This is a genomic window from Sorangium sp. So ce1504 (assembly GCF_051521635.1).
GTDB lineage: Bacteria > Myxococcota_A > Polyangia > Polyangiales > Polyangiaceae > Sorangium > Sorangium cellulosum_B.
This window is the reverse complement of the sequence record NZ_CP150365.1, coordinates 5,491,205-5,517,781: the sequence shown is the minus strand read 5'-3', so window position 1 is coordinate 5,517,781 and position 26,577 is coordinate 5,491,205. Positions and strand designations below refer to the sequence as shown.

The following is a 26,577-nucleotide window of genomic DNA, read 5'->3' as shown; positions in this document are numbered from 1 at the left end:
CTACCGCTTCGCGACGCGCGCTTCCGCGGCGCGCAGCGTCGTCTCGAGCAGCGAGGCGATCGTCATGGGGCCGACGCCGCCGGGCACCGGCGTGATCCAGGCGGCCCGCTCCCTGACGGCGTCGAAATCGACGTCGCCCACCAGCTTGCCCGCGTCGTCGCGGTTCATGCCGACGTCGATCACCGTGGCCCCTTCCTTGATCCAGTCGCCGCCGATGAGCTTCGCCTTGCCCGCCGCCGCCACGAGGACGTCGGCCTCGCGGCAGAGCGCCTTCAGATCGCGCGTGCGCGTGTGGGCGATCGCGACCGTCGCGTGCCGCGCGAGCAGCAGCTGCGCCATCGGCCTGCCGACGAGGTTGCTCCGCCCCACCACCACCGCGCGGGCGCCGGCGAGCTCGACGCCCGCCTCGGCGAGCAGGCGCATGCAGCCGACCGGCGTGCACGGCGCGATGCCGCCCGGGCGGCCCATCGCGAGCAGCCCTGCGTTCACCGGGTGGAGGCCGTCGACGTCCTTCGCGGGATCGATGGCGTCGAGCACGGCGTGCGCGCGGATGTGCGCCGGCAGCGGCAGCTGGACGAGGATCCCGTCGACGGTGTCGTCCGCGTCGAGCTCCGCGACGCAGGCGAGCAGCTCGGCCTCGGTCGTCGCGGCCGGGAGCGCGCGGAGCCGTCCTCGAATGCCGACCTCGTTCGACATCCGCTCCTTGCTCCGCGTGTGCGTCACGCTGGCCGGGTCCTCACCGACGAGCACCACCTCGAGGCCGGGGGGCCGACCGTGGGCGGCCACGAAGCGCGCCACCCCCTCCCGCACCTCGTCGCGGACCTTCTGCGCGATCGCCTTGCCGTCCAGGATCTTCGCCGCCATGGCCGCGGAGCTTAGTCCAGCCGCGGCCGTCGCGGGGGGCTGCCCGCGGCGGCCCGGGGAGCGATCGTGAGGATGGCCGGCACACCGCCTCACGCCACGCGATCTTCCGGTTGACCCGTACGTCCAGCGTCTCTAGCCATGATCTGTGGACGCGCTGCACACCGATCTCTACCAGCTGACCATGGCGGCGGGCTATTTCCACCGCGGCATGGCCTCGCGCGTCGCGACGTGCGAGCTCTTCGTGCGGCGGCTGCCCCGGCACCGGCGCTTCCTTGTCGCGATGGGCCTCGCGCGGGTCATGCGCTACCTCGAGGAGCTCCGCTTCACCGAGGAGCAGATCGCCTACCTGAGCGCGCTGCCCGCCCTCGCGGACGCGATGACGCCGGCGTTCTGCGGCTACCTGCGGGACTTCCGCTTCCACGGCGACGTCTGGGCCATCCCCGAGGGGACCGCGTTCTTCGCGAACGAGCCGGTCCTGCGCGTCACGGCGCCGCTCATCGAGGCGCAGCTCATCGAGACGTTCGCCCTGTCCGCCATCAACCACGCTACCGCGATCGCATCGAAGGCCGCGCGCGTCGTCCTGGCCGCCGGCGACGCGGGGGTCATCGAGTTCGGCAGCCGCAGGGCACACCCGGAGGCGGCGATCGACGCTGCGCGGGCCGCGTACGCGGTCGGCTGTGTCGGCACCTCCAACGTCGAGGCCGGGATGCGCTTCGGCATCCCTGTGCTCGGGACGGCCGCGCACATGTGGACCATGGCTCACCCGACGGAGCAGGCCGCGTTCGAGGCCTACGTCGCCGTCTTCCCGAGCGCGGCGATCCTGCTCGTCGACACCTACGACACGCTCGTCGGCGCGGCGCGCGCCGCGGCGATCGCGCGCGACAAGCTGAAGGGGGTCCGGCTCGACTCCGGCGACCTCGCCGCGCTCAGCGTGGCCGTGCGCAGGATCCTCGACGACGCAGGCTGCACGTCGGCGAAGATCGTCGCCTCGGGCGATCTGAACGAGCACCGCATCGCCGAGCTCCGGCGCGCCGGGGCGCCGATCGATCTCTACGGCGTCGGGACGGACCTCGTGACGTCGATCGACGCCCCGGCGCTGGGCGGCGTCTACAAGCTCGTGGAGATCGGCGACGTCGAGCGGGGCGCGGGCGGAGAGCGCACGCCCATCGCGAAGTTCTCGGAAGGGAAGGCGACCCTGCCCGGCGCGCACCAGGTGCACCGCTTCCGCGATCGATCGGGGAAGCTCGCCCGCGACGTGATCTCGCTCGAGGCCGAGCCGATGAGCCCCGACGCCGAGCCGCTGCTCGTGCCCGTGATGGCGCGAGGCGCCCGGGTCGCGCCGCCCGAGGGGCTCGACGCCGTCCGGCTGCGCGCGCGCGCGCAGCTCGCCGGGCTCCCGGACGCGCTCCTCTCCATCGACGACGAGCCCGAGCAGGGCGCGCCCTTCGCGGCCGACGTGTCGCCGCGGCTCGGCGCGCTCGTGGAGGCGGTGCGCGCCCGCGTCGTCTCTGGCGCAGGACAGCGGTAGCGAGCGAGCCCCCTGGCGTGCGCGGCCGCGAGAGGCCGCGCGCCCCCCACGACAGGAGACGACGACATGGCGAGCGGTAAATGGCCCCGACAATCTTCGCCCCCGAGGGTGTTCGTCGACGTCGACGTCCAGCGGGACTTCTGTGAGGAGACCGGCGCGCTGTACGTGAAGGGCTCGCCGAACGCGCTGTTTCGGAGGCTCACCGAGCACGCCGTCGCGCACGGGATCCCCATCGTCGGCTCGGTCGACTCGCACGCGTGGGACGCGTGGGAGTTCGCGTCGAACGACACGCCGGCCCCCGAGGGCGGCAAGCCGGGCTTCCCCGACCACTGCGTGAAGGGGACGCCGGGCTGGCTGAAGGTCGAGGGGACGCTGCCGCCGCGCTACCGCTTCCTCCCCAACGTGGAGCGCGCGCCGATCGACGCGGCGGTGCGCGAGCTCGCGGCGCGCAGGAGCCACGCCGTCTACTTCGAGAAGGAGGTCTACAGCCTCTTCGCGAACCCGCTCGCCGAGGCGTTCCTGCGCGAGCTCGCCGCGGCGCTCGGCGACGCGCCGGAGCTCGTGGTCTACGGCGTGGCGACCGACTACTGCGTCCGCGCCGCAGCCCTCGGCCTCGCCCAGCGCGGCTACAGCACGGTGCTCCTGACCGACGCCGTCGCCGGCATCACCGAGGCCGGGGTCGCCGCCGCGCTCGCCGAGATGCAGGCCGCCGGCGTCACGCTCACGACGTCGTCAGCGCTTCTTTTCTAGGGAGGATCCAGCGGATCGCGCGGCGAGCGCGGCCGGGCTCCCGCCGCGATCGCGTCAGCGGCCTTCCGGCGAGCCGGTCGCGTCCGGGATGCTCGGCTCGCCCTGGGCGCGCAGCGACCCGCAGAGGTCCACGAGCGGCTGCGGCTTGTCGAAGTGCCACCCCTGCGCGTAGTGGATGCCCATCGACGTGAGCAGATCGGCGATCTCCTGGTTCTCCACCTGCTCGGCGACGGTCTTGATGCCGAGCGTGTCGCCGATGCGGTGCACCGACTCCACGATCGCGCGGTGGAGCGAGTTGTCCTTCAGATCGCGCACGAACATGCCGTCGATCTTGACGTAGTCGACCGGCAGGCTCTCCAGGTAGCCGTACGACGCGTGCCCGCTGCCGAAGTCGTCGATCGCGAACCGGCACCCCATGGCGCCGAGCTCCTGCATGAACCACAGCACCTCGCCGAGGTTGGCGAGCGCCGCCGTCTCGGTGATCTCGAAGCAGATCTTGCTCGGCGGCACCTGCGCCCGGTGCAGCTGCTCGACGATGAAGTCGAGCAGGCCCTCGCGCAGCAGCGACACGCCCGACAGGTTGATCGAGCACGTGTCGAGGCGCCTCAGCGCGTGCTGCGGCAGCGCGCCGATGAGCCGGAACGCCTGGCGCGCGACGTAGCGATCGATCACGTGGATCAGGCCGCTCTGCTCCGCCGCCTGGATGATGCCGACCGGCGAATAGAACCGGCCGTCCTCGCCGAGCTGCCGCACGAGCACCTCGAAGTGCGCGCCGTGGGGCGTGTGCGCCGCGCCCGGCTTGATGAGCGGGTGGATGCCCTGCGAGTAGAGCCGGAGCCGCCCCTCGGCGAGGTGGCGCTGCAGGCTCGCGACCCACTGCATCGAGCGCCGGCTCGTCGTCATCTGCTGGTCGTCGAGGTAGACCTGCAGCCTCCCGCGCCCGTTCTCCTTCGCGATGCGGCACGCGTGATCGGCGGCGCCGAGCACGTCGACGGCCCGCTCGAAGTGCGGGGTCAGCACGACGAGCCCGATGCTCGCGCCGATCGAGAACGTCTTCTCCGCCCACCCGAACCGGAACTCGAGCAGGCAGATCTGCAGGTCGCGCGCGATCCGCTCCGCTTCCCGCTCGCTCTTGTCCGCGAGCAAGAGGACGAACTCGTCGCCGCCGATCCGCCCGGCCGCGTCCTTCGGGCCGACGATCTCGTGCACGCGCGTCGCGACCCACTGGAGCAGATCGTCGCCCGCCTCGTGCCCGCACGTGGCGTTCACGAGCCGGAAGCGATCCAGATCGATGTAGCAGAGCGCGTACGGCGTGTTGTTCGCCCGGCAGTCGTTCAGCGCCTCCTCGATGCGATCGATGATCGCGTACCGATCGAGGAGCCGCGTCAGCGCGTCGTAGCGGGGCTTGGCCGGGTGGATCGGCAAGGGCCCCGGCGCGCCGAGCTCGCGGAAGAGGATGAGCTGCCCGGGGGCGGGCGGCGGCCTCGAGTCGCGCTGGCTCTCGCGCGTGGGCCGCCCCGTGAGCGTGCCGATCGTGTGGACGACGGGGATGACCGAGCCGTCGCGGCGCTCGAGCAGCGCGGTGTACCGCGCGGACGTCGGTCTACTCGCCGCAGCTGCCTCGGGCGCGGCGAGCGGCGCGCCCGGCGTGCGCAGCGCGCCCTCGTCGATGATCACCGGCGCGAGCGGCGCCACCGGCTCGCGCCGCGGCGTGAGCGCGGGCGGCGCGGCGGCCTTCGCCGGCGCGCCCTCGTCGAACAGCTCCGTCATCTCTCCGACGTCGATGTCCGGATCTCCGCTCGTCGTCCCCGCCGCCGGGATCAGCCGGAGCACGCGATCGAGCAGCGCGCCGCGCGCCTCGACGATCGACCAGCCGGTCAGCCGCTCCGCTGCCCCGTTGACGCGCACCACGCGCTGCTCGGCGTCGACTTCGATCACGCCGACGTCGAGCTCGGACAGCCACGACGCGAGCTGCTTGTCCGGCGAGCCGCGGTGCGCGTCCGAGCGATCGAACGCGGCGTGCAGGCTCGACTCCGGCCGGTCATCGATCTTTGCCACCACCCCGTTATGGTAGTTGCATTCCCGGAGAAGCGGACTTCTTAAGCGCCGACGGCGAGGAAACTCGACGGTCGCAGACCCCCCTTCGAGGTAGGCTCGGGTCGTGGTGGTCACGAGGCGGGCAGGCGCTCCGGGCAGACGTGGGCGCCGGCGCAGGTCGCACCTTCTTCCGACGCCGGCCGCGCTCGACCGCAGGGGCGACAAAGGTAGGTTTTGACGCGATGCGTTGTGATGCTGGGTCGAGATCAGGCAGCGGAGAGGCGTGCCGGTCGCTCCAGGGAGGGGGCTGAGGCGGCCATGGGGATCGTCCTGTTCGGGCTCACCGGCGGTCTGGGATCCGGCAAGAGCACGGTGGCGGCTCATTTTCGCGCGCGGGGGCTTCCGGTCATCGACGCCGACGCGCTCGCCCGCGAGGTGGTGGCGAAGGGTACCGAGGGGCTCGACGAGGTGGTGCGCGCCTTGGGCCCGGAGGTGGTCTCGCCGGACGGCTCGCTCGATCGCGCGCGTGTCGCAGCGGTGGTGTTCGCCGATCCGGACAAGCGCCGCCAGCTGAACGCGATCGTGCACCCGCGCATCACTGCGCTCACGCTGGAGCGCGCCGCCGAGCTCCAGGCTCAGGGTGAGCCGCTGGCCTGCTACGAGGCGGCGCTCCTCGTCGAGAACGGGGTCGCCGATGCGTTCCGCCCGCTCGTCGTGGTCGCTGCGCCCGAGGCGGTCCAGATCGCCCGCGCGATGGCGCGGGACGGCGCGACCGAACACCACGTGCGCGCCCGGCTCGCCGCGCAGCTCCCGCTCGCCAGCAAGGTCGCGATGGCCGACTACGTCATCGAGAACTCCGGCGATCGCGCCGCGACCGAGCGGCAAGCCGACGAGGTGCTCGCCTCGATCCGGGCGAAGCTCGGCGTCGGTCCCAGCGCCGCGCGCCAGAAATCGGGCCAGGATCCCTGACGCGGCATCCGCTGGATCACTGACTTGATGCGCAGTGCCCGGCGTGGAAACCTCGCGACCGGCCGATGACGTCGTTCAAATCGAAGCTCGCGCGGCTCGGACCGCTCCCGGCGGAGCGGCGCGGCGCTGCGCCGCTCGCTGTCGCGCAGGCGTCGCTCGATCGCGGTCCCGCCGTGGACGGCGTCGGCCCCTCCGAAGCTCCTCCCGCACTGGCGGCCGCGGCGCCGGCTCCGACCGACGCGGCGCCGGCCGCGGCGTCTGCATCGCCCTCGACGGGCGTTGCTCGACCGTCGCTCGATGATCTGCGCGAGCGCATCTCCCGCATCGTCGCCCGGGGCGCGCCGCCGACCCCCAGGGCCGATCCCGCGCGCGGCGAGCTCCCCTTCCATATCGAGCAGACGCCCGGGGGGCCGCTCTATGCGAGCCGCACCCGCTCGCTCGCGGCGGCCCGCGTCGGCCGCGCGCCGCTCGTCGCCGCGCGCGACGCCGACCCGGCCATGCTCGCGCTCCTCTCGCTCGATCCGGCGCTCGCCGGCTGCGACGTGCGGCGGGCGCTGTTCCTCGATACGGAGACCACGGGCCTCGCAGGTGGCACGGGCACCGTGCCGTTCCTGATCGGCCTCGCCTGGTTCGACCCCGGGGCGGACAGCGCGGGGCCGCTCGGCGAGCCTCCGTCCGACGGCTTCGTCATGGAGCAGCTCCTCCTGCGCCGCCTCGGCGAGGAGGAGCCCATCCTGCGCCGCCTCGCCGAGCGCCTCGCCGACGCCTCGATGATCGTCACGTACAACGGCAAGGCGTTCGACATGCCGCTCCTGCGCACGCGCTACGTGATGAACCGCCTGCCGCCGCCGCCGGAGCTGCCGCACCTCGATCTCGTCCACGTCGCGCGCCGCATCCACAAGGCCCGCCTGAAGAGCCGCACCCTCATCGCCCTCGAGCACGACGTGCTCGGCCGGGTGCGCGTCGGCGACGTGCCCGGCGGCGAGATCGTCGCGTGCTACGCCCACTTCCTGCGCACCGGCGACGAGGAGGCGCTGCTCGGCGTCGTCGAGCACAACGCCGCCGACGTCCTCGCGATGGTCGCGCTGGTCGGCCTCTACGGCGAGCCGCTCGGCAGCCTCGCCGCCGGCGATCTCGCCGGGGCGGCCGCGACGCTGCGGCGGGCGGGCGCGCTCGAGCGCGCGGCCGAGCTCGCGGACGCGGCCGTCGAGCGCGGCGGCGGCGCGGTCGCGCGGCGGGCGCGCGGCGACATCGCCAAGGCGCGCGGGGACAAGGCGCGGGCGCTCGCGGACTACGAGGCCCTCGCGGCCGAGCTCGACGATCCCTCGGTGCGCCTCGAGCTCGCGAAGCTCTACGAGCACCACGTGCGCTCCTTCGCCCGCGCCCTCGAGCTGGCCGACCAGGGCACCGCGGAGCCCGAGCCCGCGCAGGCCCGCCGCCGGGCCCGCCTGCAGCGCAAGGTCGATCGCAGCGCCGCAGCGCTCGCGCTGCCGTTCGGGCAAGCCGCTGGCGCTGGCGCGGGTGCGGTCGACGGCGCTCCTGCGCGCCCGTGCTCCGAGCCAGCGGCGCCGCAGCGCGAGGGGGACGCGAGGGGGAGGGAGGAGTGAGCGGGCATCCACTACGTCCTCGCGCCCCCGCGTCATCGTTTGGGCGCCCAGGCGAGCCGATCGAGAAATCCATCGGTCTGGCTTCTCGCCAGCGCGCGCGTGGGCTAGGGTGGGGACGATGATTACCGTCGGCTGCGCCGGTTTTCCCGTCCCAGCGACGCGCTATTTCCGCGAGTTCATGTTCGTGGAGGTGCAGGAGACCCATGTGTCCCTCCCGGGACCTGGAACGATCCGGCGCTGGCGGCGCGAAGCTCCAGGCGGCTTTCGCTTCGCCCTGCTCGGTCCGCGCGAGATAGGGCAGGAGGGGTTTCGGGACGGCAAGGTCATCGAGACGGCGCTCAAGAGCATCGAGGCGGTCGCGGATGAGCTCGAGGCGAAGCTCGCCGTCTTCGTCGGCCCCCCGGAGTTCACGCCGACGCGCGCGAACAAGGCCATCCTGCGCGACTTCCTCGTCAACGTGAAGAAGCGCTTCGAGCGCGTCGTCTTCGAGCCTCCGCCCGGGTGGGATCTGGACGAGTGCGACGAGCTCACCCAGGAGGTCGGCGCGCTCGCCGCGCGCGATCCGCTGAACGCGGGGCTCTCGCGGCTGAAGGTGGCCTACTACCGCCTGCACGGTCCCGCGGGGCACAAGTCGCGCTACGAGGATCCGGCGATCGAGCGGCTCGCGGAGATCGCGCGCGGCGCGAAGCACGACGACGCGACGTACGTGTTCACGAACGTCGACATGTTCGCCGACGCGAAGCGCTTCAAAAAGGCGATGAAGCTCTAGAGCGGGGGTCACCCGCTTCGGAGACGGGCCCATCTCGACGTTTTCTGTGCTCAGCGTACGTGAGTACGCTTCCGCGCAGAAAACGCCGATCTGGGCCCGTCTCCGAAGCGGGTGACCCCCGCTCTTGGGTCGCTCGAGCGTCCGCCGCGCTGCGCGCGGCCGGCGTCGGCGTGTGCCACGCGAATGCGCGGGCGGCTCAGCCTTCGCCGCGCCGGAGCCGCCAGCGCTTCGGCCGCGTGAACAGCGCCATGGCGGCGCTCGCGACCGCGGCGACGTACCAGGGGATGTCCTTCACGGTCCCGTAGACGGTCTGCGCGCGCATGAACCGGGCCTCGCCGAGGAGCGACTGCTCCTTGAACGTGTCGCTGTGCGCGACGACCCGCCCGACCGGGTCGACGATCGCGGAGACGCCGCTGTTCGTCGCGCGCACGAGGTAGCGGCGGTGCTCGATCGAGCGCATCTTCGCGAGCGCGAGGTGGATCCACGGCTCCGTCGAGTCGCCGAACCAGGCGTCGTTCGTGAGGTTGACGAGGAGGTCGGGGTCGCCCTGGGCGACCAGCTTGTTCACGAAGTGCGGCAGGATGTCCTCGTAGCAGATCATCGTCGCGAGCCTGTGGCCGTCCCACTCGAGCGGAGCGAGCGACGTGCCGGGGCTGAAGCGGCCCGAGTTCGGCGACAGCTTGTAGAGGTACGGGACCAGCTCGCCGAACGGGAGGTACTCGCCGAACGCGAGCAGGTACTGCTTGTCGTATCGACCGAGGATCTCGCCGTCCTTGCCGGCCATGAGCGCGGTGTTGAAGCTCACGCCGCGCTCGTTCCGGTCGGCCGGCAGCCGGTGGATGACCGTGCCGACCACCGTGGGGACGCCGAGGCGGCCCGTGAGCGACCGCTGGACCTCGCGCTGGTAGGCCGACTCGCGGAACGCTTGCGGCACGCCCGCCTCGCTCCACACGACGAGCTCCGCGCCCTGCTGCGCGAGCTCCCGGGTCCGGCTCACGTGGATCTTGAGCGCGTTCCGCCGGTCGAAGAGCGCGAGGTTCGGCTGGACGATCCCGATCTTGATCGGCTCGGCCGCGGCGACGGCCGCGTCCACGGCGCGGATCCGGAGGACGCCATACACGGCGGCGAGGGCGGGGGCGGCGATCCCCACCGCGACGACCGCGCGGTTCAGCGGGCGACCGCGTCGCGGCGGGGCGGCGTCGCGGCCGGCTTCGCCCGGCGCGGGGCGCGCGCGATCCAGCCGGAGCATCACGAGCTCGGCGAGCGCGAGGTTCGCGGCGACCAGCACCAGGCCGACGAGGTAGGGGCCGCCGAGATCCGCGACCTGGCCCATCACCGGCGCGTTGTGGACCGAGGCGCCGTAGTACCAGGGGAAGAGCAGCGGAAAGACGAGCTCGCTCGTCACGAACGCGAGCGCGAAGGCCACCGAGCCTGGCCATCCGCGCGCCTCGGCCCGCCCGTAGAGCCAGCCGCACAGGGCGATCCTCCCGGCCTGGTAGCCGCAGAGGATGGCCATGAAGAGCGCGCAGAGGATCGTGGGGAATCCGCTGAACACGCGCAGCATCTCGAGCAGCCAGTAGAAGCCGGTCATCGTCATGACGAAGCCGGCGATCCAGCCGAGCAGCGCCGCGCGCCTGGGCGTCTGTCCGCGCAGCGCGACGATCAGGGGGACGAGGCCGAAGAACGAGATCGGCCAGAGATCCATCCCAGGAAACCCGAGGAAGTAGAAGAGCCCGCTGAGGGCCGCGAGCGCATAGGCGAGGCGCGCGGGCAGCGCGCGCGCTGCTCTTCCCGCGCTCGCCGGGGGGTCGCCCGCGCTGCGCGGCGCGTCCGGCAGCGGGAGGCTGGCGGTCTCTCCACCCCCGGTGTCTGCGACGGCAGCCTCGCTCTCTTGCTGGTGCGCGGTCGTCATCGGGAGCGCCCGGGGAAGGGAAGGCAGCGCGCCGTCGTGACGGCGGCGCGATGGAACCTGGAAGGGCCGAGCATGGCGGCCCCCGTATTGAAGGGACGCTGTCGCTCCGTCAACCCGCTCGGCGCGAGCCTGGCAACCCGCTGGGCGCGAGCCTGGCAACCCGCTGGGCGCGAGCCTGGCAACCCGCTCGGCGCGAGCCTGGCAACCCGCTGGGCGCGAGCCTGGCAACCCGCTCGGCGCGAGCCTGGCAACCCGCACCGCAAACGAGCGCTCCGAGCGGACGGCCCCGGCGCTGCGCGCGCCCGCGCAGCCTGGCCAGGCGGTGGAAGTTCGCGCAGAACGTGCCTGAACCCCCACGATCGCGACTACTATGCGCACGCAGAGCCCATGTCGAAGATCCTTCACATCGAGGACGATCCCGCGAACCGCCTGCTCGTCCGCAAGCTGCTCCAGAACGCGGGCTACGAGGTCCTAGAGGCCGCCGACGGGCTCGAAGGGGTACGTCTCGCCTGTACGCAGCACCCCGACCTCGTCCTCGTCGACCTGAACATCCCGGGCCTCGATGGATTCGAGGTCACCCTGCGCCTGCGCGGCGAGGCGTCGCTCGCCGGCGTCCCCATCGTGGCGATCACCGCGGAGGGCGACCGGGACACGAGCCTCGCCGTCGGCTGTGACGGCTTCCTCCAGAAGCCGATCGACGCGCGCTCCTTCCCGTCGATCATCGCCCGCTACCTCAGCGGCGCGCGCGAGGAGCTCCCCGCGTCCCAGGGGCCGCTCCGGCTGCGCGAGCAGAGCCAGCGCATCGTCGCCCACCTGGAGCAGAAGGTGGCCGAGCTCTCGCGCGCCAACGCCCGGCTCCGCGAGCTCGACGCCGCGCGCACCGAGTTCTACCGCAACATCTCCCACGAGCTCGCGACCCCGATGACCCCGATCGTCGGGTACGTGAAGCTGCTCGCCGACGAGGAGCTCGGCCCGCTCAACAAGGCGCAGAAAAAGGCGCTCCTCGCGATGGAGGACTGCGTCCGCAGGCTCCGCTCGCTCATCGACAACCTCCTCGACGTCACCGGCATCGAGACGGGCCGGATGCGCTTCATGCACTCCGAGTACGACTTCCTCGACACCACGCGGCGCGCCCTCGCCCAGGTCGCCGACCGCTTCGCCGAGGGGAAGGTCCAGCTCGTCGAGGAGCTGCCGCGCGGCCCGCTCCCCGCGTGGGGCGACGCAGGCCGCCTGCAACGGGCGATGATCCAGCTGTTCGAGAACGCGGCGAAGTTCACGCCGGCCGGCGGCACCGCGGGCGTGCGGGTCACCGTGCTCCAGTCGGGGCACTACGAGCTCTGCGTCGCCGACACCGGGCCTGGGGTCAAGGCGGACCGCCAGTCGCGCATCTTCGAGCCGTTCTACCAGGTCGACGGCTCGGCCACGCGCGCCTACGGCGGCGTCGGCGTCGGGCTCGCGATCGCGCGGCGCACCGCCCGGGGGCTCGGCGGCGACGTGCGCGTCGCGTCTCCCAGCAACGAGGTCATCGAGGGGGAGACGCTGACCGGGGCCGCGTTCTACCTGACGGTCGCCCGGCGAGCGCCCTTCCAGGACGATGGCAGCTCCCCCGGTCGGCTCGGCCCGCCCTCGTCGCCTCCCACCGATCCCTCATCGTCCATCTGATGCACCCGGCCGCTCGCGCCATCTACCTCGACTGGAACGCCACGACGCCGCCGCACCCCGAGGTCCTGGCGGCGATGCAGTCCGCGGCGGAGGTGGCCTGGGCCAACCCTGCGAGCGTCCACGAACCCGGGCGTCGGGCGCGCGCGTTCATCGAGCAGGCGCGGGAGGCGGTCGCCCGGCTGACGGGCTTCGACGCGCGTGACGTGATCCTCACCTCGGGCGGCACCGAGGCCAACAACCTCGCGCTCTGCCACGCGTTCGACGAGCGATCCGGGTCGCTCGTCGTCTCGCGGATCGAGCACCCGTCGGTGACCCGCGCCGCCGAGGCGCTCTCCGGACGCGGCGTGCACGTCGCGTGGATCGATCCCGAGCCGTCCGGCCGGGTCGCGCCGGAGGCGATCGCGGCCGCCGTGGATCGAGCGGCGGCCGTCGCGCCCGTGCGGCTCGTGAGCCTCCAGGCGGTGAACCACGAGACGGGGGTCGTCCAGCCGATCGCCGAGGCGGCGGCGATCGTCCACGCCCGCGGGGCGCGCCTCCATGTGGACGCCGTCCAGGCGGTGGGACGCCTCCCGCCGGAGGCGTGGGCCGGGGCGGATCTCGCGTCGATCGCGGCCCACAAGATCCGCGGGCCGAAGGGGATCGGCGCCCTCGCCGTCCGGCCGGGCATCCGGCTCCGGCCCGTCCTGCTCGGAGGCGCCCAGGAGCGCGGGTTGCGGCCCGGGACGCAGGACCCGCTCGCCGCGGCCGGCTTCGCCGTGGCCGCCCGGCGCGCGATCGGTGGTCCTGCCCGCTACGCAGCGCTCGCCCCGCTCCGCGATCGCCTCGAGGCCGAGCTCGTCGAGATCGGGCGCGCGGCCGGCGCCGCGCCGATCCGCAACGGGGACGGCGGCCGCGCCCCCCACATCACGAACCTCTCCTGGCCCGGCTGGCGCGGCGACGAGCTCTGCGCCGCGCTCGACCTGGAGGGCGTCGCCGTGTCCAGCGGATCGGCCTGCAGCGCCGGGACCGCCGAGCCTTCCCCGGTCCTCACGGCGATGCTCGGGCCAGAGCGCGCGGCGTCCGCCGTGCGCTTCTCGATCGGCGAGGACACGGCCGAGGCCGACCTCATCGAGGCCACGCGCCGCGTGGCCCGCGTGCTCTCCCGCCTGCGATCGCTTCGAGCCGGAAGCTGAGCCGATCCCGTCGCTTACCGGGAACCCGTCGATTCTTGAACCATCCCTCGAGCCATTCCGGATAAGCGCGCAGAGAAGGGTGAGTCCACAGGGGTATCTCTTCGTAGCGATTGAGCTTTTCGAGGGGGCTGTGGATTCTTTAGGTCGATCCATTGAATGGATCGAATCGGTCGTCTTGCTGTGAGCCTGTTCAGCGTTCGACGAGCTGCTCGACTTCGCTTCAGGTTCTGGTTGTATCCATTCGAATTTGTTGTCAATTTTCTTGATGTAAGGAGTCGGCCTGCGGCGCCGCCCGGCGACCTCGCGGCGCGCGATCACGCCGGCTCCGGACGCATCGATCGAGGGCCGTCCAGGCCAGCTCTCGGATGAGCTCGCGCTCGACGCGCGGTGGTGCTGCCAGGCCACGTCGCGGCGCGCGAGCGCGCTGGTGACCGGGACCTGGAGGCGCGCCGCGAGAGGCCGAGCGCGCTGTCCGGCTACGCGCTCGATGCGCGGCGCTGCCGGACGACTTCGTAGAGCGCGATCGCCCCTGCGACCGAGGCGTTCAGCGAGGCGATGGGGCCGGTCATGGGGAGCCGGGCGACGTGCTGGCAGACGCGGCGGACCGAGCGGCGCGTGCCCTTGTCCTCGGCGCCGATGACGATCGCGACAGGGCCGGTCAGGGGCAGCTCGCCGAGCTCCACCGGACCCTGGGCGTCGAGCGCTATCGCGGCGACGCCTCGGGCGGCGAGCGCCTCCAGGGCGTCGGGCAAGGAGGGGACGCGGCACAGCCTCGCGTGCTCGATCGCGCCCGCGGACGCACGGAAGGTCGCCGGGGTGAGCGGCGCCGAGCTGTGCTCGGGCCACAGGATGGCCCGGGCGCCCAGGGCGACGGCGCTGCGGATCACCGCGCCGAAGTTCTGCGGGTCCATGACGCCGTCGAGCGCCACCGTGATCGTGCCGGCGCCGGGCTGGCCCTCCTCGACGACCGGGATCTCGTCGACACCGACGATCTGGAGCTCGGGCGCCGAGGCCACGGCCCCCTGGTGGCGCCCGCCGGCGCTGCGGCGATCGAGCTCGTTGCGGGGCGCGCGCTCGGTCGGGATGCCCTGGCCCTCCGCGAGGCGCGCGAGCGCGTCGAGCTTCGGGCCGCCGTCGCGCTGGACGAGGACCCATCCGACGCGCGCTCCGTGCGCGCGGATCGCCTCACGAACCGGCTGGAGACCGTAGACGAGGCGGCTCACGGGCGCGGAGGGTGGAGCGTGTGCGCGATCTCCTGGACGATCGAGCGCGCCGTGGCGAGCGGATCGGCCGCGTCGCGGATCGGGCGGCCGACCACGAGGAGATCTGCGCCGGCCGAGATCGCGGCCGAGGGCGTGGCGATGCGCTTCTGATCATCGCCTTGTGTGCTGCCTGCGCCTGGACCGAGGCGGATGCCCGGCGTCACGATGAGCTCGCCCCGCCCGAGCGCCTCCCGCAGCGCGGGGACCTCGTGCGGCGAGGCGACGAACCCGTGGACGCCGGCGCCGCGCGCGAGCTGCGCCAGCCGGACCACGTGCTCGGACGCGCTCCCCTGCACGCCCTGCGCGGCGAGATCGCCGTCGTCGAGCGACGTGAGCACGGTGACGGCGAGCAGGATCATGTCCTGAGAGCGCGCCGCCTCGTGGGCCGCGCGCCTCAGCATCTCGGCGCCGCCGGCGGCGTGCACCGTCAGGTACCGGACCCCGAGCGCGGCGGCGCTCGCCACGGCCCGCGCCACCGTCTCGGGGATGTCGTGCAGCTTCAGATCGAGGAAGACATCGAGCCCGAGCGACTTGCCGATCTCGACCGCCCTCGGCCCCTCGCGAACGAACAGCTCCAGGCCGACCTTGAGCACGCCGATCGAGGGGGCGATGCGGGTCGCCGCCGCCCTGGCCTCGTCGAGGTTCGCGTAGTCGAGCGGGAAGACGAGCCTGCGGCGCGCCTCGTCGAGCGAGCCGCCGCCGAGGCTCGTTCTCTGCCTGACGGAGCTGTGGTTAGCCATTCAGGGGACCCCGTTCCGCGTCAGAGGCAGCTGCAGAGCGGATCGCCAGGGGCACAGTTGCAGGGCGCCTTGGCGCCGCCGCCGCTCGCCGGCGCGCCGCCCGCGGCCGGGCGTCCGCCGCCGCCGCGGCGCAGCTGCTCCTGCTTCTGCTGCTCGGCCTCGAGCTGCTTCTGCAGGGCAAGGCGCGTCGCCTCGTCCTTGGCGGTCGCGAGCTGATCGCGCAGCCCGGCCATCTTGCCCTCGGACTCCTTGAACTGCGCCTCGAGGCGCTTGTTCGCCTCCTCGAGCTCGCGGGCCCTCGCGGCCTCGGCCTGGATGCGCGCCTCGTTCTTCTGCGCCGAGTCGACGGCGACGACCGTGACGATGCCGATCACCAGCACGCTCGCGATGGCGCCGCCGATGAGGAGCTTGCGCAGCTTCTTCTTCGACTCGTCCTGCTGCAGCGCCGCGAGCGAGCGCTCGTGGTGCTGCTGCGCGGCCATCGCCTCGAGCCGCGCCTTCTGCTCGGCCTCGACGCGCGCCTTCTCGATCTCGGCCTGCCGGATCGCCTCGAGCCGCGCCGCCTCCTCGCGGGACCGGCGCTCCTCGTTGCGACGGCGCTCCTCCTCGGTGCGGATGCGCTGCTCCTCGGCATCGCGCGCGGCGCGCTCGGCCTCGACGCGCGCCTTCTCGGCGGCGGCGGCGGCGGCGGCCTTCTGGGCCTCTTCGCTCTTGATGCGATCCTCCTCGAGGTTCATCAGCTCCTTGAGCGAGAACAGGACCGAGCTTTCCTTCTGTTCCGACATGACCTCGTGGCTCCTTCGATCGAGCGCGTGCGGTTGGGCTACCAAGGGGCGGTGCGGGGACCTGCAGGTCGCCCTCGGAGGGCCACCGAGCAGGACGATTGTGACCCGCAGAGCGGCTTTGACGCAATTATTCGCGAACGCCACGACCCTCGTGATGTCGAGGCGCCGCGGAGCCGCCAGCCAGAGTATCGCCGTGGTGCACCGCAGGTACCAGCGGAAATCGTTGCGCTTCGTCCCTTCCACCTCACCTCCACGTGTTCACCTCGGTCACCGAGGTCACCTCGGTCAGCTCGCGTGCCCTCGGTTCTCCTTGGTCTTCCTTGGTTCACCTCCGTTCCCCCCGGCTGTCAGCGCGCGCCTGCGCCGTCGCCGGACGAACTGGTCCGTCGCGGAGGGCGCCCAGGGCATGATGGAAGAAGGGGCCGCCCGAGGGCGGGCACCCGTCGCTCACAACGGCCCCGTTGGATTCTCTGTGGCTCTCCGGTAGCGTCGCGCGCCCATGGCGAACGTCATCAAGGCGCACATCACCGGTACGGTCTGGAAGATCGAGGTCAAGCCGGGCGACGAGGTCGAAGAGGGGACCGTCGTCGTCATCCTCGAGTCCATGAAGATGGAGATGCCCGTCGAGGCTGAGGAAGCGGGGACGGTCGAGGAGATCCTCGTCACAGAGGGGGCCGCCGTCACCGAAGGCGCCCCGCTGGTCAAGCTGGCCTGAGCGGCCGTCAGGGCCGACGGGGACCCGACGGCCCACGGACGTACATCGCGCTCACGCCCGGGTCATCGGCCCGGCGCGCGGGGCGCGGTCGCGCGCCCTCGCAGGACGCGCGCGGCGCCGCTCACTCGCGCCAGAAGAACTTCCAGGGGTTGTGCTTGAGGTCTCGCGCGAGCTCCTGCAGGTCGTCGAACAGCTGCTCATCCATCACGAGCGCGCCGACCGTCCCCTTGCCGCGCTTCACGTGGGCGAGGACCTCCTGGGCGTCGGCCGTCGCAGCCCTCGCCCTGCCCGCGATCTCGGCGATGTCGTCGAGCGTCTTCCTGATCTTGACCTGCTCGGTCTCGCCGCCCACGGTCGTCGAGAGGCGGCGCGCGTTCGCCAGCGTCTCGCGCGCGTCCGCCATGAGCGGCGGCAGATCGCGCGCGGCCGTCCCGGTCAGCTGATCGGTGTTCGCGAGGATGCGGTCGATCTGCGGGTTGTTCACGTACCGCTGCCGGGCGTCCTTCACGAGATCGGTGCCGTCGACGCTCATCTGCTCGACGTTCTCGGCGATGCGATCGAGCCGATCCTGGTTTCGGTGCATGAAGTCGCCGGTGCCCTTCAGCGTCTTCCGGAGCCCGTCGAACGCCTCCCCGACCTCTTCGCGGTGCTCGCGCATCGCCGAGACCGTCGCGTGCAGGAGCTCGTATCCCTCGGCGAGCAGCATGTCGAGGCGCGGCGGATCGAGCCCCCGGACGACGGCGTTCGGCGGGATCACCGGCCGATCGGTCGAACCGGGCTCGATCGCGAGGAACTGCTCGCCGAGCACGCCCTGCGTGGTGACGTAGAACGTGGCGTTGTCGTGGATGCTCTGCTGGTAGCGTTCCTCGAGGCGCAGCTGGATCCGCACGAGCGGCTCGCGCTTGCCGTCCTTGCCGAGCTTGCCGCCGCTGAAGTGGATCTCGCTCAGCTTGCCGATCTCCACGCCGGCGATCTTCACCGGCGCCCCGGTCTGGAGGCCGCCCGGGTTGTCGAACTCGACGTAGATCGAGTACTTCGGCTGGAAGTTGACCCCGCCCATCACGAGGATGAACGTGGCGAGGAGCCCGAGCGCCGTCAGGATGAGGATCCCGACCTTGACCTCGATCGATCGCGGGCTTGCCATGAGTTCGTTATCTTCTCCGATCTGGCGGCGGCCGGGGGAGGGAAATAGGCCAGGATCCACCTGCCGCGGCGCGATATTCCAGCGGGCGGCGTGACGCTTCGCGCAGCCATTGCTTTGACGCAACCGCGCTTCTCTTGGTTCTGCTCGTTTCTTCGCTTCTCCTCGTCTCGCCTCTCCTCGTCTCGTCTCGCCTCGCTTTTCCCCGCTTCTCTCCTCTATCCACTATCCCCAGACCGCGATGATTTCGTTCCGAAATGTCCGAAAATCCTTTGGCCCCAAAGATGTCCTCAAGGATGTCTCGTTCGACGTCGAGGACGGCGAGGTGTTCTTCATCATCGGGCAGTCGGGGGTCGGGAAGAGCGTGCTCATCAAGCACCTCGTGGGGTTGCTCTATCCGGACGGCGGGGAGATCTGGCTGGACGGAGAGGAGGTGAGCCGCTTCGACGAGGCCCGGATGTACCCGGTGAGGATGAAGTGCGCGATGGTGTTCCAGCACTCGACGCTGTTCGACTCGATGACGTGCGCCGAGAACGTCGCGCTCCCGCTCCGCAAGCACAAGGGGCTCAGGCCGAAGGAGGCGCTCGCGGAGGCGCGGAAGCGGCTCGAGCAGGTGCATATGCGCGAGTTCGGGGACCGCTTCCCGCCGGAGCTCGGCGACGGGATGCGCAAGCGCGTCGCCATCGCCCGCGCGCTCACGCTCGACCCGCGCTACGTGCTCTTCGACGAGCCGACCACGAGCCTCGACCCGGTGAGCGCGCGGCGCGTCGACAAGCTGATCCGCGAGCTCAGCGACACGCTCGGCGTGACGAGCATCGTCGTGAGCCACGACCTCGTGAGCATCTTCACGATCGCCGACCGCGTCGTCATGCTCTATCAAGGTCTGGTGCGCCTGCTCGGGGATCGCGCGGCGTTCCAGGGCTCGCCGGATCCGGTCGTGCAGCAGTTCATCACCGGCAGCGCCGAGGGGCCGATCGAGTGAGGCGCCGGCGCGGCGCGGCGGGGCCGCCCGCCTAGCGGAAGATCAGGAAAGCGGCCGCCGAGATCAGCATGTTGAGCACGATGACCGCGAGCGAGGAGTTCACGACCGCGCGCGTCGTCGCCCAGCCCACGCCCTCGCTGCCGCCGAACGTCGACAGCCCGGAGTGGCCGGAGACCACCGGGATCGCGGCGCCGTAGGCCACGCACTTCGCGAGGCCGGTCGCGAGATCACCGGCGTCGACGAGGCTGACGTTCATGAACGTCTCGGGGCTGACATCGAACATGCTGTACGCGGTGACCATCCCGGTGGTGAAGGAGACCGCGGCGCTCCAGACGATGAGGCACGTCGTCATGAGGAGGCTCGCGATGAACCGCGGCTTGATGAGGTAGTCGATCGGATCGGCCGCGCACATGCGGAGGGCGTCGACCTGCTCGGTCACCACCATCGAGCCGATCTCGGCGGCGATGCCCGCGCCGACCCGCGTGGCGAGCATCAGCGCGGCGATCGACGCGGCGAGATCGCGGACGAGCAGCTCGAGGTACGTCGCGCCGAGCATGGTCAGATCCGGGATGACCCGCTTCGCCTGCTGGCCGGCCTGGAAGACCATGATCATCCCGATGAAGCCCATCACGACCGTCAGGAAGAACAGCGATTTGTTGCCGATCTCGTACATCTGTTGGAGCACCGCGCCCGGCTCGCGGCGCCCCTTCGCGCAGTAGTAAAGCGTCCTTACAAATACCGAGTAGAGCTCGCGCGCCGACTGGAAGAGGGACAGCGCGGCGGCGCCGATCGCGGCGACGCCGGACGCCTCCGGCGCGAGATCCCTGAGCTCGCTCGAGGGCGGGCCGGCGCTCGGGCGGTCGGAGGAGCTCTTGTCCGGGGAGGGCATGCGCGGCGCCGCCGATCAGTCGAGCGTGAAGGAGACGAAGTAGTCGAGGATGAAGATGCCGGCGGCCGAGGCGACGACGGTCGCGTTGACGGCGCGGCCGACGCCGGGCGCGCCGCCGGTCACGCCGAGGCCGTACTGGCAGCTCGAGAGCGCGAGCACGACGCCGAAGACGACGCTCTTGACGAGGCCGCTCATGACGTCGCCGATGTCGAGCAGCCCGCTCGTGAGGCCGTTGTAGAAGACGGCCGGGGCGACGCCGAGGAGGAGGTCGCCGGTCAGCGCGGCGCCGAGCAGGGCGAGCGCGTCGGCGAAGATCACCGAGAGGAGCAGCGTCAGCACCATCGCGAGGAAGCGCGGGGCGATGAGGAAGCTCACCGGGTCGATCGCGAGGACGCGGAGGGCGTCGATCTGCTCGGTGACGACCATGGTGCCGAGCTCGGCGGTGTTGTTGGCGCCGACGCGGCCGTTGATCATGAGCGCCGTGAGCAGCGGGGCGATCTCGCGGAGCGTGCCGAAGCCGGCGCCCCAGCCGAGCAGGCCGTGCGCGCCGAAGCGCTCGACCAGCGGCGCCGCCTGGATGACCATGATCGCGCCGGTGAAGAGGGCGGTCACGACGACGATGGGCATCGACTTGACGCCCATCCGGTAGAGGTTGCGCATGAACTCGGCGCCGTCGACGCGGAGCGTGGCCACGCGCGCCGCGATCTTGCCCGCGAGCACGGCCATGCCGCCCACCGTGGCGGCGATCTGGAGGAACGAGCCGCCGAGCTGGTGGACGCCGGAGGGCTCCTGCGCGATCGGCGCGCGCGGCCGCTTCACGGGTGGCGCGGGCGGCGCGCCGGACGAGGCGAGCGCGCCGCCGCCGTGAGCGCGCGCGGCGGTGCCTGGGCCAGCAGGAGACGTCATGGGAGACGGGAGCTTAGCCCAAGGCTCCCGGGGAGCGCGGCGCGATCTGGCGTCCCGAGAGGCCGGCGCCCGAGAGGTCGAGACCGCTACCCAAGCAGGAGATCGTCCTCTACGTGGAATGTGCCCGCCTCACCCCGAGGCAGTCTCGTGCGGTGGCAAACGCGCGCTCCTGCGCGCAATGCCGGCGCGCCTCCCGCGGAGGAGCGCGCCGGCCCGGAGGCGGGCTGTCGGCGACGATGTCCGGTCCCCTGGCGGAGCGAGCCTGGTGAAGAGCAGAGAAGCAGATGGGATGTCCCCTCATGAGAGCGTGGGCGCGTTGACGGGCGAGATCCGGACCGGCCTCCTCGACGACGGCCGGACGTTCGCCGTCCTCTCGGCGGCGACGTTCGCGCTCAAGGCGATCTTCGTGAAGCTCGCCTACGCCGCGCACCCCGTCGACGCGGTGACGCTGCTCGCGCTGCGGATGAGCATCGCGCTGCCGTTCTTTCTGTGGCTCGCCCGCAGGGAGCGCGGCGCGGCCGAAGGGCCCCTGACGCCTCGCCTCTGGGGAGGTGTGCTGATCGTCGGGTTCCTAGGATATTACCTCTCCAGCCTGTTCGACTTCATCGGGCTCACGTACATCAGCACCGGCCTCGAGCGTCTGATCCTGTTCGTGTATCCGACGCTCGTCCTCCTGATCGGCGCGGTGTGGCTGAAGCAGCCCGTGCACGGCAAGGCCTGGGGAGCGCTCGCCGTGTGTTATCTCGGGCTTGGGGCGGCCGTCTGGCACGATCTCGAGCAATCCGGGGACGTGCGGGCCGTCGCCATCGGCGGAGCGTGGGTGTTCGCGAGCTCGGTGACCTACGCGCTCTACTACATCGGCGTCGGCAAGCTCGCCTCCAGGGTCGGCTCGACGCGCCTCGCCGCGTACTGCGGGGCGGCCTCGTGCCTGATGGTGCTCGCGCACTACGCGGCGACGGTGAGCCCGGTCAGGCTGGGCGAGCTCCCGGCGTCGGTGTGGGGGTACGCGGCGGCGATGGCGACGATCAGCACGGTGCTCCCGATCGTGCTGCTCGCCGCCGCCATCCGGCGTCTCGGCGCGGGCCGCGCGGCGACGTTCTCGACGCTGGGCCCGGTGCTCACGATCGCTTTCTCGTGGGTCATCCTGGGCGAGCCGGCCACGTGGCAGCAGGTCGTCGGGCTCACGCTGGTCGTGGGCGGGGTGAGCTGGCTCGGCAAGTCGAAGTGAATCCGCGCCCCGCTCGGGAGCGCCGGGGCCGCGGGGCGCGGCGCATGCCCGCCGCGGGGTCAGGCGTCGTGCACCGCGGGGCGAGGCCCTGGTGAGCCGCTGCCGAAGAGCTCGCTCCGGACGCGATCGCGCTCGCGTTCGAGCTGCTCGGACGTCGCGCCCAGCCGCACGAGGAGGCGCTCGGTCATCGAGAACGCGACCTCCGCCTCGCCGGTCACCACGACGTCCGCGCCCGCCTTCTTCAGCGCGGTCACCTCGCGCAGGTAGAAGGCGCGGGCGAGGACGAACAGCCGCGGGTTCACGCCCTTCGCCTGCTCGATCACCCCGTCCCCGGGCGCGCCGGCCGCCGTGAACAGCAGGCTGTCCGCCGTCCCGACCCCGGCCCGCTCGAGGATTTCCCGCTGCGTGGCGTCGCCATAGATCGCGCGGATGCCCTGGTCCTGCAGCTGCTTCACCGTGTCGAGGTTCAGCTCGACGACGGTCGGCGCGATGCCGTTCTCACGGAGCAGCCGCGTCAGCGTCTTCCCGACAGGGCCGTAGCCCACCACGACGGTGCGGTGGGCGTGCTCGTCCAGCGAAGCGGCCTCGGCCTCCGCGAGGGCGGCGTCGCGCCGCTGGAAGAGCGCGGACGTCCATCGCGCGAGGCGATCGCGGACGCCGAAGAGCACCGGGTTCAGCGTGATCGACACGATGGCGGCGACGACGAGCGCCTGCTCGGCCTCGACCGGCAGGACGCCGAGCTTCTTGCCGAGCGCCGCGAGGATGAACGAGAACTCCCCGATCTGCGCGAGCGAGAGGGCCACGGCGAAGGCGGTCTGGAGGGGGCGGCGGAGCAGCACCGTCACCGCGAGCGCGGCGAGCGGCTTGCCGATCAGCACGACCGCGAGCGTCCCCGCGGCCAGCTGCCAGCCCACGGCGAGCTGCGCCGGGTCGAGGTGCATCCCCACCGAGACGAAGAACAGCACGGCGAACGCGTCGCGCATCGGGAGCGCCTCCGACGCGGCGCGCGAGCTGAAGTCGGACTGGCCGACGACGAGGCCGCCGAGGAAGGCGCCGAGCGCCATCGACGATCCGAAGAGCATGGCCGAGCCCACGGCGACGCCGAGCGCGACGACGAGCACCGTCAGCGTGAAGAGCTCCCGCGAGCCGGTCTTCGCCACGTACCCCAGCAGCGCGGGGATGAAGCGCTGTCCGACGATGAAGACGAACGCCACGAGCCCGGAGAGCTTGAGGATCGCGATCCCCACGGACGCGGCGACGCCCGCCGCGCCCGCGCCCGCGGCTTCGCCCATCACGGCGGGGAGCAGCACGAGCACCAGCACGGTGAAGACGTCCTCGAGCACGAGCCAGCCGATGGCGAGGTGGCCAGCGGGGGTGTGCAGGACGTCGTTGTCGCTGAGGACCCGCGTGAGCACGACGGTGCTCGCCACCGAGATGGCGACGCCGAAGACGACCGCCGCGCCCCACGTCCAGCCCGCGGCGCGGCCGATCAGGGCGCCGAGCACCGTGGCGACCGCGATCTGGATGAGGGCGCCGGGCACGGCGACCTTGCGCACGGCGAGGAGCTCGCGGACGTGGAACTGCATGCCGACGCCGAACATCAGCAGGATGACCCCGATCTCCGCGAGCTGGTCTGCGAGCCGCTTGTCCGCCACGAACCCCGGGGTGAAGGGGCCGACGAGGATGCCGGCCAGCAGGTAGCCCACGATGGGGGATAGCCTCAGGCGCTGGGTGACGAAGCCGAGCGCCAAGGCTGCGGTGAGCCCGCCCGTGATCGTGAGGATGAGGTCGAGTTCGTGCGGCATGTCCGGGCCTAGCGCCTTCCGTCGCCGGCCGCCGCTTCGTGGTGCGGCGCCGCCGGTGATCTCGAGCGAGGCGTGGGCCGCGCTCGCCTCTACTTACTTGTTACTTGTTGACGTGTTACATGCCCACGACGCCGATGGCCTCGTACTCCTCGATGATGTGCGGCTCCTCCTTGGCCTTCGCGATCCACGCCTGCATCGCGGGCAGCGCGAGGATCGACGCCACGTAGCGCCGGGAGACCGCGTCGAGCTCGACGCCGTACGTGTCGAACCGCGTCGCGACCGGCGCGTACATGGCGTCCGCCACGCTGAAGCGCCCGAACAGGAACTCGCCTCCCTGGCCAAAGCGCGATCGGCAGTCGTTCCATATCGCCTGGACGCGCGCGATGTCCTGCGACGCCGCGTCGGTGAGCGCCACGCCCTGGATCTTCCGCCGCACGTTCATCGGCAGCGCGGTGCGGAGCGCGGCGAAGCTGCTCGCCATCTCGGCGCTCACCGATCGCGCGACGGCGCGCGCGTCGCGCGCCTCCGGCCAGAGCTTCGCCGCGGGGAAGAGCTCCGCCGCGTACTCGGCGATCGCGAGCGACTCCCAGATCGTGAGCGCCCCGTGCTGCAGGGCCGGCACCTTGCCCGACGGAGAGTAACGCTGGATCTCCAGGGTGCGTGTGCCGGGCGCCCGGAGAGGGATCACCACCTCTTCGAAATCGGCGCCAGCCTGCTTCAGGACGAGCCAGGCCCGGAGCGACCACGATGAATAGGTCCTGTTCCCGAGATAGAGGGTGAGCTCAGCCATGCGTGGAGTCTACCACCGCGGCCGACCCGCGCGGCGGCGGCGCGCTCACTGCGCTCGTCGCGCCAGCTCGCCCCCGAACACCTCGCTCGCCAGCGCCTCCACCGCCATCCGGACCGCCTCGTCGCTCGTGTGGCGCACCCGGAAGCCCAGCGCCGCCAGCTTGCCAGGATCCATCCGCGATCGCGGCACGTCGCCAGGCCAGCCGCGCTCGCCTCCCTGATACCGGATCACCGCTTCCGGATAGGGCGACGCCGCCACGCACAGCTCCGCGATGCGCGAGACGCTCGTCGCGTCCTCGGGCGCGAGGTTGTAGAGGTTGAGCCGCTCCCTGGCCTGGTCGAAGCCGAACAGGATCCCCTCCGCGCAGTCCCGGACATCGAGGTACGGCTTCGACTGGCGCCCGTCGCCGAGCACCTCGAGCTCCGTCCGCCGATCGCGCAGCTTCTTCAGGAAATCGAGCGCCGCGCCGTGCGTCCCGCGCGGCCCGACGACGTTGCCGAAGCGGTAGATCCACGCCGTGAGGCCGAAGCACTCGACGTAGGCGCTGATGAGCGCCTCGCCCGCGAGCTTGCTCGCGCCGTAGAGCGAGATGGGCAAGGCGCCGAGATCGCCCTCCGCGCACCGACGCGCGGTGTCGCCGTAGACCGTCCCGGAGGACGAGAAGATCAGCCGGCTGACGGCCGTCCGTCGCATCGCCTCGAGCACGTTGTACGTCGCGATGGTGCCCTGATCGAGGTCGAGCCGCGTCCGCGCGAGCCCCCAGCGCGCCTCGGGGTTCGCCGCGAGGTGCACGACGAGGTCGTGGCCCGCCATGGCCTCGGTGAGCCGCTCCAGATCGAGGGCGTCGGCCTCGACGAGCGTCGCGCGACCGGAGGCGAGGTGCGACGCCACGAACGCGCGGCGCCCGACAGAGAGGTTATCGTAGATCGTCACGGGGCCGCGCTCGACCAGGCGATCGGTGAGGTGGCTCCCGATGAACCCGGCGCCGCCGACGACGAACGACCTGAGCTCCGTCATCGCGCGTCTCCCGCGGTTCCCGCGATTCCCGCGGCCAGGCGCTCGATCCGCGCCGCGAACTGGAGGCGATCCTGGGTCACGAGGCGGAACGGCAGATCGTGGATCCGGAGCGGCCACTCGAGGCCGGTGATGCGGCCACCCGCGCCGCGCACGAGCGCGACGAGCTCGCCCGGCGTGAAGTACGTGCCCCGCACCTCGACGCCGGGCGCGGCGTTGCCGGCGAGATCCATCCAGAGCAGCACGCGCTCCGAGACCGGGCCGAACCGGAAGTGATCCTTGAGCGCGACGACGCGCGACGCGACCCGGAGCGCCTCGGCGAGCAGCGCGCCGGGGCGCGCGGCGTGGTGCAGCACGTCGGAGAGGAGCACCGCCTCGAACGCCGCGTCGGGGAAGGGGAGGCGCTCGCCGTCATAGCCGATGACCGGCAGCGCCGCCCCGGGACGCGCCTTCACGTCCACGCCGACGACGCGGAGCGCCCCGACCAGGCGCGCGACCTCCAGCGCGACCGTGCCGTCGCCCGCGCCCACGTCGAGCAGCGACGCCGCAGGGCCCACCTGCGCGGCGAGCGCCCGCGCGACGCGGCCCACGCGCGGCACGTGGACCAGGCGATGGTGCAAGGAGAACAGGGCGCGCTCGAGGACCGTCATCGTGCATCCGAGCCCCGGCGCCGCCCGCGCCGGAGAGCCGCGCCACGCTAGTCGAGCGCTCGAGGACCGGCAACGTCCGGGGCCGTCCCCGCGCCGCCGGAGGCCGAGGCGGCCTCGTGAGCGCGACGAGCTCGTACGCCGCGGCATGGCAGGACAGCGACGACATCGCGAGATAACGACCTCTCGAGGGCGCCCTGGGCTCCGTGACCACCGCGCCACCGCGCCACCGCGCTCCGTCGCGCGTGGCAGGGCCACACAGCGCAACTCTCGTTACGCCCGACCCGAAAGGGCGGCTGCTCTGAAACAACCACTCTTCCATGGTCTGCGACAATGACGGTCCGTGGCGCGCGCCGCCCTCCGCTCTCGCACCGCTCGCGCTTGACCGATTCGCGTCATCGAA

The 26,577-nt window shown here is 72.0% G+C and carries 23 protein-coding genes; 10 read left to right on the top strand and 13 right to left on the bottom strand.

All coding sequences use genetic code 11. The features are described from left to right. Positions 1-864, bottom strand: a complete 864-nt coding sequence (gene folD, locus WMF39_RS20665; protein WP_437747196.1) for a bifunctional methylenetetrahydrofolate dehydrogenase/methenyltetrahydrofolate cyclohydrolase FolD — start codon at positions 862-864, stop codon at positions 1-3. Positions 865-1,009: 145 nt separating this feature from the next. Here folD and WMF39_RS20660 point away from each other — a divergent pair, with 145 nt between their 5' ends. Both WMF39_RS20660 and WMF39_RS20655 read left to right on the top strand, forming a co-directional pair. Then, positions 1,010-2,392 carry a nicotinate phosphoribosyltransferase gene (locus WMF39_RS20660; protein WP_437747195.1) on the top strand — a complete coding sequence of 461 codons (1,383 nt, stop codon included), beginning with the start codon at positions 1,010-1,012 and terminating at the stop codon, positions 2,390-2,392. A gap of 66 nt (positions 2,393-2,458) precedes the next feature. Then, positions 2,459-3,142: a cysteine hydrolase family protein gene (locus WMF39_RS20655; protein WP_437747194.1), complete on the top strand. Its 684-nt coding sequence runs from the start codon at positions 2,459-2,461 to the stop codon at positions 3,140-3,142. A gap of 54 nt (positions 3,143-3,196) precedes the next feature. Here WMF39_RS20655 and WMF39_RS20650 read toward each other — a convergent pair whose 3' ends face one another. Beyond that, positions 3,197-5,200, bottom strand: coding sequence for a putative bifunctional diguanylate cyclase/phosphodiesterase (locus WMF39_RS20650; RefSeq protein ID WP_437747193.1), 2,004 nt, complete (start codon positions 5,198-5,200; stop codon positions 3,197-3,199). A 297-nt stretch (positions 5,201-5,497) separates the two neighbouring features. On the opposite strand from WMF39_RS20650, the gene coaE reads away from it, so the two are divergent. The 3 genes from coaE (at position 5,498) to WMF39_RS20635 (ending at position 8,524) form a co-directional block, all read left to right on the top strand. After that, a complete protein-coding gene (gene coaE / locus WMF39_RS20645) occupies positions 5,498-6,148 on the top strand; it encodes a dephospho-CoA kinase (RefSeq protein ID WP_437747192.1) in 651 nt (216 codons plus the stop codon). Between the two features lie 65 nt (positions 6,149-6,213). Next, positions 6,214-7,755: a ribonuclease H-like domain-containing protein gene (locus WMF39_RS20640; protein WP_437747191.1), complete on the top strand. Its 1,542-nt coding sequence runs from the start codon at positions 6,214-6,216 to the stop codon at positions 7,753-7,755. 118 nt (positions 7,756-7,873) lie between these two features. After that, positions 7,874-8,524, top strand: coding sequence for a DUF72 domain-containing protein (locus WMF39_RS20635; protein ID WP_437747190.1), 651 nt, complete (start codon positions 7,874-7,876; stop codon positions 8,522-8,524). Between the two features lie 196 nt (positions 8,525-8,720). Here the strand turns inward: WMF39_RS20635 and lnt are convergent, their stop codons facing one another. Continuing rightward, positions 8,721-10,436, bottom strand: a complete 1,716-nt coding sequence (gene lnt, locus WMF39_RS20630) for an apolipoprotein N-acyltransferase (protein ID WP_437747189.1) — start codon at positions 10,434-10,436, stop codon at positions 8,721-8,723. 387 nt (positions 10,437-10,823) lie between these two features. Here lnt and WMF39_RS20625 point away from each other — a divergent pair, with 387 nt between their 5' ends. Together WMF39_RS20625 and WMF39_RS20620 are read left to right on the top strand one after the other, a co-directional pair. Continuing rightward, on the top strand, positions 10,824-12,098 hold the full coding sequence (locus WMF39_RS20625) for a hybrid sensor histidine kinase/response regulator (RefSeq protein ID WP_437747188.1): 1,275 nt from the start codon (positions 10,824-10,826) through the stop codon (positions 12,096-12,098). After that, positions 12,098-13,270, top strand: a complete 1,173-nt coding sequence (locus WMF39_RS20620) for a cysteine desulfurase family protein (protein WP_437747187.1) — start codon at positions 12,098-12,100, stop codon at positions 13,268-13,270. The genes WMF39_RS20625 and WMF39_RS20620 overlap by 1 nt, the downstream gene beginning before the upstream one ends. A 476-nt stretch (positions 13,271-13,746) precedes the next feature. Here WMF39_RS20620 and WMF39_RS20615 read toward each other — a convergent pair whose 3' ends face one another. From WMF39_RS20615 to WMF39_RS20605, 3 genes are read right to left on the bottom strand one after another with little or no spacing between them, the layout of a single operon-like run. Next, on the bottom strand, positions 13,747-14,493 hold the full coding sequence (locus tag WMF39_RS20615) for a TrmH family RNA methyltransferase (RefSeq protein WP_437300742.1): 747 nt from the start codon (positions 14,491-14,493) through the stop codon (positions 13,747-13,749). Next, positions 14,490-15,272 carry an orotidine-5'-phosphate decarboxylase gene (gene pyrF / locus WMF39_RS20610; protein WP_437747186.1) on the bottom strand — a complete coding sequence of 261 codons (783 nt, stop codon included), beginning with the start codon at positions 15,270-15,272 and terminating at the stop codon, positions 14,490-14,492. Before pyrF ends, WMF39_RS20615 begins: the two co-directional genes overlap by 4 nt. Positions 15,273-15,292: 20 nt before the next feature. Beyond that, on the bottom strand, positions 15,293-16,300 hold the full coding sequence (locus WMF39_RS20605; protein ID WP_437747185.1) for a hypothetical protein: 1,008 nt from the start codon (positions 16,298-16,300) through the stop codon (positions 15,293-15,295). Between the two features lie 256 nt (positions 16,301-16,556). Here WMF39_RS20605 and WMF39_RS20600 point away from each other — a divergent pair, with 256 nt between their 5' ends. After that, a complete protein-coding gene (locus WMF39_RS20600) occupies positions 16,557-16,772 on the top strand; it encodes an acetyl-CoA carboxylase biotin carboxyl carrier protein subunit (RefSeq protein WP_012236329.1) in 216 nt (71 codons plus the stop codon). A gap of 121 nt (positions 16,773-16,893) precedes the next feature. On the opposite strand, the gene WMF39_RS20595 is transcribed toward WMF39_RS20600, so the two are convergent. Then, positions 16,894-17,916 (bottom strand): MlaD family protein, encoded by a 1,023-nt coding sequence (locus tag WMF39_RS20595; protein WP_437747184.1) that lies wholly within the window; start codon positions 17,914-17,916, stop codon positions 16,894-16,896. 238 nt (positions 17,917-18,154) lie between these two features. Here WMF39_RS20595 and WMF39_RS20590 point away from each other — a divergent pair, with 238 nt between their 5' ends. Continuing rightward, entirely contained in the window at positions 18,155-18,895 is a 741-nt protein-coding gene (locus WMF39_RS20590; RefSeq protein ID WP_437747183.1) for an ABC transporter ATP-binding protein, read from the top strand. Between the two features lie 31 nt (positions 18,896-18,926). Here WMF39_RS20590 and WMF39_RS20585 read toward each other — a convergent pair whose 3' ends face one another. Further along, positions 18,927-19,784, bottom strand: a complete 858-nt coding sequence (locus WMF39_RS20585; RefSeq protein WP_012236326.1) for an MlaE family ABC transporter permease — start codon at positions 19,782-19,784, stop codon at positions 18,927-18,929. Positions 19,785-19,799: 15 nt separating this feature from the next. Continuing rightward, on the bottom strand, positions 19,800-20,690 hold the full coding sequence (locus WMF39_RS20580) for an MlaE family ABC transporter permease (RefSeq protein ID WP_012236325.1): 891 nt from the start codon (positions 20,688-20,690) through the stop codon (positions 19,800-19,802). A 289-nt stretch (positions 20,691-20,979) separates the two neighbouring features. Between WMF39_RS20580 and WMF39_RS20575 the strand changes: the two genes are divergently transcribed. Further along, a complete protein-coding gene (locus WMF39_RS20575; protein WP_437747182.1) occupies positions 20,980-21,918 on the top strand; it encodes a DMT family transporter in 939 nt (312 codons plus the stop codon). Positions 21,919-21,977: 59 nt separating this feature from the next. Here the strand turns inward: WMF39_RS20575 and WMF39_RS20570 are convergent, their stop codons facing one another. From WMF39_RS20570 to WMF39_RS20555, 4 genes are all read right to left on the bottom strand, one after another. Next, positions 21,978-23,723 (bottom strand): cation:proton antiporter, encoded by a 1,746-nt coding sequence (locus tag WMF39_RS20570; RefSeq protein WP_437747181.1) that lies wholly within the window; start codon positions 23,721-23,723, stop codon positions 21,978-21,980. A gap of 115 nt (positions 23,724-23,838) precedes the next feature. Then, positions 23,839-24,513 carry a glutathione S-transferase family protein gene (locus tag WMF39_RS20565; protein WP_437747180.1) on the bottom strand — a complete coding sequence of 225 codons (675 nt, stop codon included), beginning with the start codon at positions 24,511-24,513 and terminating at the stop codon, positions 23,839-23,841. 45 nt (positions 24,514-24,558) lie between these two features. Beyond that, positions 24,559-25,530, bottom strand: coding sequence for an NAD-dependent epimerase/dehydratase family protein (locus WMF39_RS20560; RefSeq protein ID WP_437747179.1), 972 nt, complete (start codon positions 25,528-25,530; stop codon positions 24,559-24,561). Then, positions 25,527-26,177 (bottom strand): class I SAM-dependent methyltransferase, encoded by a 651-nt coding sequence (locus WMF39_RS20555; protein WP_437747178.1) that lies wholly within the window; start codon positions 26,175-26,177, stop codon positions 25,527-25,529. The genes WMF39_RS20560 and WMF39_RS20555 overlap by 4 nt, the downstream gene beginning before the upstream one ends. Positions 26,178-26,577: the final 400 nt, after the last annotated feature.